We start from the raw sequence: 12328 nt of genomic DNA, 5'->3' as shown, positions 1-12328 counted from the left end.
TCAACAGGCCATGAAGGAATCAACGCCATGACAGCCAAACAAACTCTCACTTTCTGGTTCGCAGACCTTGGGCGCAGCGATGGCGATAAGGTGGGTGGAAAGAATGCCTCACTGGGAGAAATGGTCAGCCGGTTGCAGGAATCCGGGGTCAATGTGCCCTCGGGATTTGCAACGTCAGCAGCAGCCTACTGGTTATTTATTGACCACAACGGGTTGCGCGAGAAATTGACTGAGGCAATGGCAGGACTGAAGAAAGACCACAGCAATCTCGAAGAGGTGGGTGATTCTGTGCGTAAAATGATTCTCAAGGGCAAGTTCCCGGGGCCCCTGGAAGAGACTCTGTGCGAATGCTATCGCGACCTCTCGGCTCGCCTGGAAAGAGACGATCTCGACGTGGCAGTTCGCAGTTCCGCCACCGCCGAGGACCTGCCGGAGGCGAGCTTTGCCGGACAGTTGGAGACCTTTCTCAATATCCGCGGTGAGAGGGCACTGCTTGATGCCATAAAGCGCTGCTTTGCCTCACTTTTTACCAATCGCGCCATTGCCTACCGCGAAAACCATGGCTTCGATCACATGCAGGTAGCCCTGTCGGCAGGGGTTCAGCAGATGGTCCGGTCCGACCTTTCTGCTTCGGGGGTTATGTTTTCCATCGATACGGAAACCGGATTCCCGGACATTACCCTGATCACCGGTGCCTGGGGTCTGGGAGAAACCGTCGTGCAGGGGACGGTTGAGCCGGACGAATTTCATGTATTCAAGCCCCTGCTAGACCGTACCGGTAAGCGTCCTGTCGTCGAAAAGATGCTGGGAGGAAAAGACCGCAAAATGACCTACGCCACGGGCAAGTCTACGACAAAGCTGGTGGCTACCAGCAAGCAGGAGCGTACCACCTTTGTGCTCGATGAGGACGAAGTCCTGCAACTGGCGCGCTGGTCTGTCGCCATCGAGGAACACTACGGCCAGCCCATGGATATGGAGTGGGCGAAGGATGGCGAGACCGGCGAACTGTATATCGTGCAGGCCCGGCCCGAGACAGTACAGTCCCGCAAAGAGGCGGCTACACTCAAGTCCTTCCACCTGATGGAAGCGGGCAAACGCCTGGTGACCGGACTGGCCATTGGTGACGCCATTGCCACGGGTAAGGTGCTGCGGCTCGAAAGCCCGGAGGAGATAGACCGCTTCGAGGAAGGCGCGGTGCTGGTCACCGCAATGACGGATCCTGACTGGATGCCCATCATGAAACGCGCCTCTGCTATTGTTACCGATCACGGTGGCCGCACCAGTCATGCCGCCATCGTCAGTCGGGAACTGGGTCTCACGGCACTGGTAGGCACCGGCAATGCCATGCAGAAGCTCAGGGATGGGCAGGTGGTCACGGTTTCCTGTGCCGAGGGTGATGAGGGCCAGGTTTATGAGGGTGAACTGGGCTTTGAGGAGCGCGACCTTGATCTCGGCGACATTCCCGAAACCCGCACACGGGTAATGATCAATCTGGCTAACCCATCCTCTGCCTATCGCTGGTGGCGTCTGCCCACGGATGGGGTGGGGCTGGCGCGCATGGAGTTCATTATCGGCAACATGATCAGGATCCATCCGGTGGCACTGGTGCGCTACAACACGCTGGAGGACAAGCAGGCCCGGCATCAGATCGACGAGTTGACGGTGGGCTACGACGACAAATCCGAGTATTTTGTCGACAAGTTGGCACGGGGTATGGCCCGGATCGCTGCGGCGCATTATCCGGAACCGGTCATTGTCCGCATGAGCGATTTCAAGACCAATGAATATGCCCGATTGATTGGCGGTGCGGCTTTCGAGCCGAAGGAGGAAAACCCGATGCTCGGATGGCGCGGGGCGTCACGTTATTACGACGAAGGATATTGCGAGGGTTTTGCGCTGGAGTGCCGCGCGGTGCGGCGTGCCCGTGAAGAGATCGGGATGGAGAACATCGTCATGATGATTCCGTTCTGTCGGTCCCCCGAGGAGGCGGACAAAGTGCTTGCCGTTCTGGCCGGGGAAGGCCTTGTGCGCGGGCTGCACGGCCTCGCCATTTATGTGATGGCTGAGCTTCCGGCAAACGTGTTTCTTGCCGAAGCATTTGCCGAACGTTTTGATGGTTTTTCCATCGGGTCGAATGACCTTACCCAGCTGGTTCTGGGCATTGATCGTGACAGCGACCGGCTCAAGACTCTGTTTGACGAGCAGAGCGAGGCGGTGAAGATCGCAATTGCCGCTCTTCTGGAAAAGGCGCAGCGGTCAGGAACGCCCGTTGGGTTCTGTGGTCAGGCCCCCAGCGATCATCCGGCTTTCGCCAGTTTCCTGGTAGCCCATGGAATCAGCTCGATTTCGGTGACACCCGACAGTTTTCTGGCGGTGAAACAGCAGATCGCCGAAGCAGAAAAACAGGCTCGTTGATCCGTTCTCCATGGAGGACACGTGCGCTTTCACATTTTGCTAATGCGACGTTATTTCAGCCATCAACGAGGGTAATTATTGCGATGAGTCTTTCTTCGATAAAGCAACTGGAACTGGCGAGCGATGACCTGCTCCACTTGCGAGAAGCACGCCATTGCGCGCCTCATAAAATTCTGGGGCCCCACCCTCAGGGTAAGGGAAGGGCAGTGGTAAGGGTGTTCCTGCCGCAGGCCGTAAAGGCGTGGTTAGAGGAAAGCGGCGCCGGCATGGAAAGTGATGGTAGCGGTCTGTTCACCTGGACCGGTGCTGCGAATGAATTGCCGACGCCCTATTCAGTGCGCTACCGGGATGAACAGGGAACAGAGCATCTCCAGCAGGATCCCTATGCCTTTGGGCCTGATATCGATAACGCGGCTCTGCAGAATTTCAGTGAGGGCCGGCACCACCGGGCGTGGCAGATGCTGGGCTCACATCCCTATGCCAGGGAAGGGGTTGAAGGTACCCGTTTTGCCGTATGGGCACCCAATGCCGGGCGGGTAAGTGTTGTCGGCGATTTCAATGCCTGGGATGGCCGCCGCCACCCTATGAGTTGCCGTGGCAGCAGTGGTGTCTGGGAGCTCTTTGTTCCCGGTGTCGGCCCCGGCGCCCTGTACAAGTACGAAATCCGTCACGGCGAGAGCGGCACGGTTTTTCTCCGCGCTGATCCCTTTGCCCGGCAATTCGAATCCCCCCCGCAGCCTGCCTCCGTGGTGGCGTCGCCTTCTGGCTACCGCTGGGGCGATGGCGATTGGCCGGACCGCCGCCCCGACTGGCAGCAGGCGCCCATTGCCATTTACGAAGTCCATTTGGGCTCGTGGCAGCGGGGCGAGGCCGGCGAGCTACTGGATTACCGTCAACTGGCGCAGCGGCTGGTGGACTACCTTCACCGCACCGGCTTCACCCATGTGCAGCTAATGCCGGTGACCGAATACCCATTTGACGGATCCTGGGGCTATCAGTGCACGGGGTATTTTGCCGCCACTGTTCGGCACGGGAACGAGGAAGACCTTCGCTATCTGGTGGACTGTCTGCACCAGCACGGCATCGGTGTATATATGGACTGGGTGCCGGGTCATTTCCCCAAAGACGATCAGGCACTGGCGCTTTTTGATGGCACGCCGCTTTACGAGCATCAGGATGCCCGGATGGGAGAGCACAAGGAATGGGGCACCCTGGTATTCAATTTCGGGCGTAATGAAGTGCGGTCCTTTCTGGTATCCAGTGCGCTTTACTGGCTCGAGCAGTTTCATTTCGACGGCCTGCGGGTGGATGCGGTGGCCTCCATGCTATATCTGGATTATGGTCGGGAAGATGACTGGGTGCCCAACCGCCATGGCGGGAACGAAAATCTGGAGGCGATTCAGTTTCTCCAGGAACTGAACACCGTCACCCACCGGGAGTGCCCCGGCACCGTTACCATTGCCGAGGAGTCCACCGCCTGGCCCCAGGTAACCCGGCCGGTCTGGGTTGGGGGATTGGGCTTCAGCATGAAGTGGAACATGGGCTGGATGAATGACACGCTTGCCTACCTGGAGAAAGAGCCGGTCCACCGCCACTACCACCATGACGCCATTACCTTTGCTATCTATTATGCCTTTGATGAAAATTTTATCCTGCCGCTGTCTCACGACGAGGTGGTCCACGGCAAGCGCTCGCTGCTGAGCAAGATGCCGGGTGACCGCTGGCAGCAGTTTGCAAATTTGCGTCTGCTCTATACCTGCATGTACACCTTTCCCGGGAAAAAGCTGCTGTTTATGGGCGACGAGTTCGGCGCCAATCAGGAGTGGGATCACGACGCAAATCTTGACTGGGACCTGCTGGGTTACCCGGAACACGCCGGGCTGCTGAAGGCAGTAGCGGATCTCAACCGGCTCTACCTTCACTGCTCCGAACTGCACCGCTATGATTTCCAGCGTCAGGGATTTGAATGGATCGATTGCCATGACGCCGCCCAGTCGCTGCTCTGTTTCCGTCGCTGCGACGGCGAAAATTCTCTGATCGTGGTGCTCAACTTTACCCCGGTGCCGCGTCACGGCTACCGGGTTGGCGTACCTGAGCCGGGTCTCTATCTTGAGATGTTCAATTCCGATTCGCGATTTTACGGGGGCAGCGATCTGGGAAATGGCCAGGGCCTGCAGGCGGAACAACAACCCTGGATGAACCAGCCCTGTTCACTGGCCCTGGACGTGCCGCCTTTGGGGGGCGTGATACTGGCACGGAATTCCCGGGCCAAACTCCTCGGGAAAGACTGAGGAGTTTGCCCGGGGTCGCTGGTAATCGCCTATATGGACCCGGCGGATGAGTAACCTTTAAACTTTTCGATAGGGGACGGTGTCTGACAGTGGCTGCAACTAACGTTGTCACCACCCGCCAACCCTTTTTTCGATATCATGGATAATTCATGGCAGTTCGGGCATTGCACAACCATTAGATTCGAGGGATTTTCCTTAGTCATTTGTGATAGCGTGGACTCGGGCATTGGGTTTGCCTCCGCAATTTGATTGATTTTCAGGGACTTTTCTCCAGTCCCTGATATCCACGATCAATGCTTACTGGGCGATGATCGCTTCCTCCCTTTCGCCGAGGGGAAATCGCACCTTGACCAACCGACTGCATTCAGGTCCGGATTCATTGTACCGACTACCCCCACCCCCCTAATTTATCGAACATCTCTGGCCGTTCGTTGACGACGGTCAATATTGCCGCTTAAAGAAATTTTTTATGCCTGAGTGGCTGTCACGCGGTTCAGGCCCACACCATGGCGCCCAGCTCCAGTGGATGTGTCAGGGCCGTGTGGTATGGATACATGCGCAGCGTGAAAGTCTGGAGGCCGGGATAGGGAGGCTGTAACTGTGTCGAAAATACCGTCTTGCCGTTGTCTTCTCTTTCCTTTTCCAGGAAAAAGCTGCCGGGTCCTGAGGAACTGCTCCGGGTTCCGGTACACTCCGGTTTGAGGAGACACTCCACGCGCACGTCACTGGCGTTCAGGCCATTGAGGTGGGCTTCGACCCGTACCTCGACGCTGCCTTCATGGTGACATTGATCATCCACGCAACCGACAACCCGCAGCTCCACGCCCGGCCAGGCTGCCCGCACCCGGTCCTTCCATCGTGACAGTTCACCGGCAAGCTTGCCGTTATCGGCCATGAGCATGGCGCCCTGGGTGGATGCAGGCTGGTAATAGTTGGTGACATAGTCCATAACCATACGCTCGGCATTGAACCGTGGCGTAATGGTCTTCATTGAGGCTTTGGACCGGCTAACCCAACCACTGGGAAAACCCTGGAGGGTTGGATCGTAGTATAGAGGGATTACCTCAAACTCCAGCAGATCCAGCAGATCTCTGGCTTCTTCTTCGTTCCGGAATTCAGCATCGAGAGCCGGGTCACGCGGTGTTATGGCCCAGCCATTACTGGTGTTGTAACCCTCGCCCCACCAGCCGTCCAGAATGCTCAGATTCAGGGCGCCATTCAGAGCGGCTTTTTCGCCCGAGGTTCCACTGGCCTCTTTGGGATATTCCGGCGTGTTAAGCCATACATCCACGCCACTCAGAAGCCGTCTTGCCATGGCCTGATCGTAATCCTCCAGCAAAATCACATGCCCCATCAACGAAGGTTGCATGGACAGATCGTGGATAACCCTGATCAGTTGTTGGCCGGGTTTGTCCCGGGGATGGGCCTTACCCGCGAAAACCACTACCACCGGACGGTCCGGATTGGTGAGCAGCCGCTCCAACCGGTCAAGATCGGAGAACAAGAGGGTAGCGCGCTTATAGGTAGCAAAGCGCCTTGCAAAGCCAATGACCAGTGGGTCTTTTTCCCCGCATACCAGCTGTCGGGTCATCCGGTTTGTCACCGAGTGGCCGGTACCGTTGCGCCTGTGCTGACGTCCAAGCCGACGAACAATGTACTCGCCCATCTGCTGTTTCAGGATTTTGTGAACGCTCCAGTAGTGATAATCAGGAATCTGCTCGACAAATTCCCAGAACGAAGGGTTTCTGAGTTCACTCTTCCAGGTGGGCGCCTGGATATCGAACAGATTGGACCATTCCGGAGCCAGAAAAGTGGGCACGTGTACCCCATTGGTTATGTAACCAATGGGGTTTTCCTCTGCCGGCACATCGGGCCAGATATCCCTCTCCATTCGGGCTGCCACACTGCCGTGAATGCGGCTTACACCATTATGAAACCGCGAGCCCCGCAGCCCCAGGCTGGTCATGTTGAAGGTATCATCAGGGTTCTTGCCACCCAGCGCACAGATTTTTTCGAGGTCCAGACCGGATACCGCCAGGTATCGACCGAGCGCGTGATCAACCAGCTTTCTGGGGAAAATATCATGGCCTGCGGGGACCGGGGTGTGGGTGGTAAAGAGGGTAGCTGCGGCGACGGCCTCCAGCGCAGCCTCGAAATCCAGCCCGGCGACTGCCATGGTCCGCCGACAGCGTTCAAGGATCTGGAATGCCGCATGGCCCTCATTGATGTGCCAGACAGTCGGTGCCAGATTCAGCGCCTCAAGAACACGAACCCCCCCGATTCCGAGCAGCATCTCCTGGCTGATCCGGGTGGATTCATCGCCGCCGTAGAGCTGCAGTGTCAGTTGCTGGTCTTCCGGTGTGTTTTCATCAGTGTGGCTATCCAGCAGATAGAGGCGGATGTTGCCAACCCGGGCTTCCCAGACACGCACGAAGACGTCCCGGTCCGGGAAGGGTACCGAAATCTTCAGCAGCTCACCGTTCTTCTGTAATGGTCTGATCGGCAGCTCATTACTGAAATGGGACTCATAGCGTGCGACCTGCTGGCCCTGGGCGTTGATACTCTGGATGAAATAGCCCTGCTGATAAAGCAGGCCAACGGCGACGAAGGGCAGGGCAAGATCACTGGCTGCCTTGCAGTGGTCACCCGCCAGAATGCCAAGCCCGCCGGAATAGATCGGAAAGCTTTCATGAAACCCGAACTCTGCACAGAAGTAGGCGACCAGCTCCCTGTCCGGATTTAGCCGGGCGGTCACGTCGGGTCCCGGGCCTGAACCGAGATAGGCCTCATAGGTGCTCAGTACTCGCTGGTATTCGGCGAGAAACGCGCGGTCTTCGGCGGCTTCATCAAGCCGGTCCTGTGCCACCCGGCGGAGGAACAGCTTGGGGTTGTGTTCCACCTTCTGCCAGAGTTGCAAATCAATCCGTGCATACAGCCTGCGAACCCCGTGGTCCCAGCTGTAGAACAGATCATTGGCCAGTTCCTCCAGACGCGCCAGCGCCCCGGGGAGATCAGGCTGGGCCTCAAGACGGAATTCTGTCGGTTTCTGCATGTCTGTTGCCTCCGCGCCGGCAAGTGTGGGCTATCCTGGCCATTGATGGGCCCTGAGCATGCTCTGATAGAGATCAAAGTAGCTCCGGGCGCTTTGCTTCCAGGAGTAATCTGCGGACATTCCGTTATCCTGCAGCCGGCGCCAGCAGGGCGGGTTGCCGAAACAGTCCAGGGCGCGGTTTAAAGCTGCCAGCAAGGCCTGATCATCAGCTTTGCTGAAGCGGAAACCGTTGGCCCTGTCGATGCCGGACTGATCCGGGTCCGACACCGTGTCAGCCAGTCCGCCAACCGCGTGCACCACGGGCACTGTGCCATAACGCAGACTGTACATCTGGTTCAGGCCACAGGGTTCAAATCGGGAGGGCATCAGGAAGATGTCGGCGCCGGCGGTAATACGATGGGCGAGGCCTTCGTCGAAACCCAGTGTCAGCGACATCTGGCCGGGCCAATGGAGTGACATTTGCCTCAGGGGCTCTTCATAGCGCGACTCTCCGGAACCGAGCAGGGCAAACTGGCAGCCTCTTTCCAACAATCCGGGCATTACTGATGTCAGCCAGTCCAGGCCCTTTTGCTCTGCCAGGCGGCCAACAAAACCCAACAGGGGACCGTTATTAACCGCGAGGCCGAGTTCTTCCTGAAGACTGGCCTTGCAGCGGGCCTTATTCCATTTTTGATCACGACGGTAGTTGAAGGCCAGCTCAGGATCGTGTTCAGGATTCCATACATCGGCATCAATGCCATTGAGAATACCTGTTAACCGTTCACGCCGGTGCCTGAGTACGCCATCAAGGCCATTACCAAATTCCAGAGTCTGAATCTCCCGGGCATATCCGGGGCTGACGGTTGTAATACGATCACTGAAAACCAGACCACCTTTCATGAAACAAAGGTTGCCGTGAAATTCAAGCCGGTCCCACCGCCAGAGCGACTCCGACAAACCCAGCGAGCGAAACGTTTGCTGTGAGAAAAGGCCCTGATACGCGAGATTGTGAATGGTGAATAGCGTGCGCGGGCGATGTGAACAGGAGTCGAGGAAAACCGGGAGAAGCCCGGTTTGCCAGTCGTTGCAGTGAACCAGGTCTGGCTGCCAGTCCAGCCCGGCATCGCCAGCGGCCATCAACGCACCGACCCTGCAAAAGAGCGCGAAGCGCTGGGCGTTATCTTCCCAGTCCAGACCTTTCTCATTTTTATAGGGGTTACCGGGCCGGTCAAATAATGAGGGACAGTCAACCAGCCACAATCGGACCTCGGTGCCGGTAAGCCGGGTTTGCCAAAGTTTGACCTCGTATTCCCCGATGCGAAGGGATTTTCTATACGAACCTGCGGCGGCAGCCGTTTCCAGCGCCGCAGGGTAGCCCGGCATGAGAATCTGAACATCACATCCGAGATCGCAGAGCGCCTGGGGCAGGCTGGCTGAAACATCCGCAAGTCCACCGGTTTTTACCAGTGGATAGACTTCACTGGTGGCGAATAGTACCCGGGTCATTAGGCTGTCCCCGGGGTAATGCCAATCAGCGGATGCCAGCCGCCGGCCGTGGAGCAAGAACAGGCATGGCTACCGGGAACGTGACAGGTATACCAGTGCTGGCCTTTGGCAAAGGGCTCAAAGTCAAATTCGCTGAGCATGGGACAGTCCATGACGGTGCCTCTCCTGAGCTGCTGGTGTTTTCCATTAGACGCTACAGGACCTGCTTTTGAAATGACCCTCGACAATTGTGCGCCAGAAACCGGTGGTAACGTTTGGGAACAGCTAAAGACCTCAAGTCAGCGTCATATTTTAATCGATAATTGATCGGTTAAACAGGCAGATTCCTCAGGGGACATCTATGCACAACCCAAAGCGTTATGTCAGTCGACTCACCCGCCATACCCTTGCACTGGTGCTCGCGGGAGGACGTGGCTCACGCCTTCATGACCTGACCAAATGGCGCGCCAAACCTGTGGTTCCCTTTGGTGGCAAGTTCAGGGTCATCGATTTTCCTCTCTCGAACTGCATCAACTCCGGCATTGGCCGCGTGGGGGTGATTACCCAATACAAATCCCATTCGCTGATCCGCCATATTCAGCGGGGCTGGGGGTTTCTGCGCAGCGAGCTTGATGAGTTTGTGGAGCTGTTGCCAGCCCAGCAACGTATCGAAACTTCCTGGTATGAAGGGACGGCGGACGCAATCCTTCAGAACCTGGACATTATTCGTAGCCATGCACCGGAATACGTACTGATCCTGGCCGGCGACCATGTTTACAAAATGGACTATGGCACCATGCTGGCTGCCCATGTGGAGAGTGATGCGGAAATAACCCTGGGCTGTATCGAAGTGCCGGTTGATTCGGCCTCCGCGTTCGGCATCATGTCTGTGGACGACGATCTCCGCATCACCGACTTTGAGGAGAAACCGGAAAACCCCACGACAATGCCCGGGAGTACTGACAAAGTGTTGGCGTCTATGGGCATTTACGTTTTCTCCACGCAGGTCCTTTTTGATGAACTGCTGAGGGACCAGGCGCGTGGCGAAAAGTCTTCCCATGACTTCGGCAAGGATGTTATCCCTTCCCTGATCGGCCGCCGGCGGATAATAGCCTTTCCTTTCCGTGACCCCCTCAGCGGGGGGGCTGCGTACTGGCGGGATGTAGGCACTATTGATTCGCTGTGGCAGGCCAACATGGAGTTGATTGGCCTCAGTCCGGAACTGAACCTCTATGATGCAGAATGGCCCATCTGGACCCATCAGGAACAACTGCCGCCGGCCAAGTTCATTCTGGATGACGACGATCGCAGAGGTATGGCGGTTGATTCGATGGTAGCTAGTGGCTGTGTCGTCTCTGGCGCGGTGGTCCGGCATTCATTGTTATTTTCAAAAGTCATGGTCCATTCGTTCAGCAAAGTACAGGATTCGGTGCTGTTTCCGGACGTTGACGTCGGTCGCCATTGCCAGATTCGCAATGCTGTGATTGATAGGGGATGCCGAATTCCCGAAGGTTTCTGCATTGGGATTGATGAGGCGGAGGATCGGAAGAATTTCTATGTCTCTCCCGGGGGGATTGTCCTGGTGACTCCCGAGATGCTCGGACAGGATTATCCCAACGGTCTCTAAGGAGCCTCTGAACAACTCCTGAATTGCTCTGCAAACCCCGACAAGGTGTTGGTGCTTGGTAAATTCTGGAACGACTTGATGAACCCTGATCAGTTTCTGACCGCAGTCAACTGGCGAAAGCATGCATGTGTAATTCTGACCAGGCCGATCCAGAGAATATCAGCGGAGGACAAAGATGGAACACAGACTCAGCGAACGTGTACAGGGCAAATTGGGCCTGCTGATCTACAAAAGGGGCATGCCGGTTGCTATCGGACAGATCCGGGACGCATCCAGACGTGGTGTTTTCATTGCAACCGACTGCAGTGAAGTCCAACTGAACCAGGCCATTGAATTTGAATTCCGTCTACCCGACAGGCAGCAAAATCCGATCCGCAAACTGAAGGCCCATGTGGTTCGCAAGACCAACTATGGCCTGGGTGTGGACTTCGACGGGATTGAGAACGACGAACTTACCATCGCATCCCTGGTTGAGTGGCTGGACCGGCATTACCTGTCCAGACAGCATTTTTCCGTATACCACAACGTTCCCGGCGTCTGAGAAACGGTGACGAGAAAGGCTGTTTTCCAGAAACAACAAAGCCCGGCTCTTTCGAGACCGGGCCAAGTGTTTGATAAATCTGGTCGGGACGGTAGGATTTGAACCTACGACCCCTTGCACCCCATAAAGGTACACAGCCTTCCAATAGGGTCTAACCCAATCTAACCTAAAATCCTTTCCCATTGAATTTATTGATTTTTCCATTTTGTGTTTTCCAACGGAATCCAATACCATCCAGTTTAAGCGATCGACAAACGGTGACCAAACGGTGACGAGAATCCGGCTTAAACTGAGTGGGTGGTAATGGGAACGATTACAGACAAGCAAATGAACTCAAAGCCAGGCAAGTCGGTCTGGTTGACTGAGGATGCTCCGAGAGGCTGTGGGCGTTTTATGGCTCGCATTCTGAAAAGCGGAGACAGGCTATTTTACTTCCGATATACCAATTCGCAGGGTGAACGGGTTTTCCTTCCTGTCGGCAATTACGACCAGTCCGGCAAAGATGGCTTAACTCTGCGAGAGGCGAGAGCGAAGGCCGGTGAGCTTTCCCGCTTATATCAGGCTGGCATTCGGGATTTGAGGGAATATCAGGAAGCGGAGGAAGACGCACGTAAGGCCACACATGAGGCAGAGATGGCCAGGCTGCGGGCTGAGCGAGAGGCTGCAGAAGCAGAAAAAGCACCCCAGGCCGCCCGTAAGACGGTAAAAGAGCTTTTTGAGCATTGGGCGGACATCGATCTTAAAAACCGGAAAGATGGCGGAGCAGAGGTTCGTAGGCTCTTCGAAAAGGATGTGCTTCCTAAAATTGGTCAGCTTGCGGTTGAAGATGTCAAAAAGGGCCATGTTACAGAGGTTGTTGACGCGCAGCTTAATCGCGGTGTGACACGTATGGCGAAGCTGACGCTGAGCCTAATCCGGCAAATGTTTCGCTTTGCAGT

General features: G+C 56.3%; 8 protein-coding genes. 5 read left to right on the top strand and 3 right to left on the bottom strand.

The window, feature by feature from the left end:
• Positions 1–27 precede the first annotated feature (27 nt).
• Positions 28–2415, top strand: a complete 2388-nt coding sequence (gene ppsA, locus VJ956_RS00070; protein WP_324080371.1) for a phosphoenolpyruvate synthase — start codon at positions 28–30, stop codon at positions 2413–2415.
• Positions 2416–2498: 83 nt separating this feature from the next.
• Entirely contained in the window at positions 2499–4706 is a 2208-nt protein-coding gene (glgB, locus tag VJ956_RS00065; protein WP_324080370.1) for a 1,4-alpha-glucan branching protein GlgB, read from the top strand.
• Between the two features lie 493 nt (positions 4707–5199).
• Here glgB and glgP read toward each other — a convergent pair whose 3' ends face one another.
• From glgP to VJ956_RS00050, 3 genes are read right to left on the bottom strand one after another with little or no spacing between them, the layout of a single operon-like run.
• Positions 5200–7758, bottom strand: coding sequence for an alpha-glucan family phosphorylase (glgP, locus tag VJ956_RS00060; protein WP_324080369.1), 2559 nt, complete (start codon positions 7756–7758; stop codon positions 5200–5202).
• A gap of 30 nt (positions 7759–7788) precedes the next feature.
• On the bottom strand, positions 7789–9243 hold the full coding sequence (glgA, locus tag VJ956_RS00055) for a glycogen synthase GlgA (protein WP_324080367.1): 1455 nt from the start codon (positions 9241–9243) through the stop codon (positions 7789–7791).
• Positions 9243–9395 carry a hypothetical protein gene (locus VJ956_RS00050; RefSeq protein ID WP_324080366.1) on the bottom strand — a complete coding sequence of 51 codons (153 nt, stop codon included), beginning with the start codon at positions 9393–9395 and terminating at the stop codon, positions 9243–9245. The genes glgA and VJ956_RS00050 overlap by 1 nt, the downstream gene beginning before the upstream one ends.
• A gap of 188 nt (positions 9396–9583) precedes the next feature.
• On the opposite strand from VJ956_RS00050, the gene glgC reads away from it, so the two are divergent.
• The 3 genes from glgC to VJ956_RS00035 form a co-directional block, all read left to right on the top strand.
• Complete coding sequence (gene glgC / locus VJ956_RS00045) at positions 9584–10849, top strand: glucose-1-phosphate adenylyltransferase (protein ID WP_324080364.1); 1266 nt, start codon at positions 9584–9586, stop codon at positions 10847–10849.
• 175 nt (positions 10850–11024) lie between these two features.
• A complete protein-coding gene (locus VJ956_RS00040; RefSeq protein ID WP_324080363.1) occupies positions 11025–11390 on the top strand; it encodes a PilZ domain-containing protein in 366 nt (121 codons plus the stop codon).
• A 303-nt stretch (positions 11391–11693) separates the two neighbouring features.
• Positions 11694–12328: Arm DNA-binding domain-containing protein (locus VJ956_RS00035; protein WP_324080362.1), on the top strand; the 635-nt coding region annotated here is incomplete at its 3' end.

The organism is Marinobacter sp., from assembly GCF_035268745.1.
Taxonomy (GTDB): domain Bacteria; phylum Pseudomonadota; class Gammaproteobacteria; order Pseudomonadales; family Oleiphilaceae; genus Marinobacter.
Note: the sequence above shows the minus strand (reverse complement) of the source record. Positions and strands in the feature narration are given on the sequence as shown.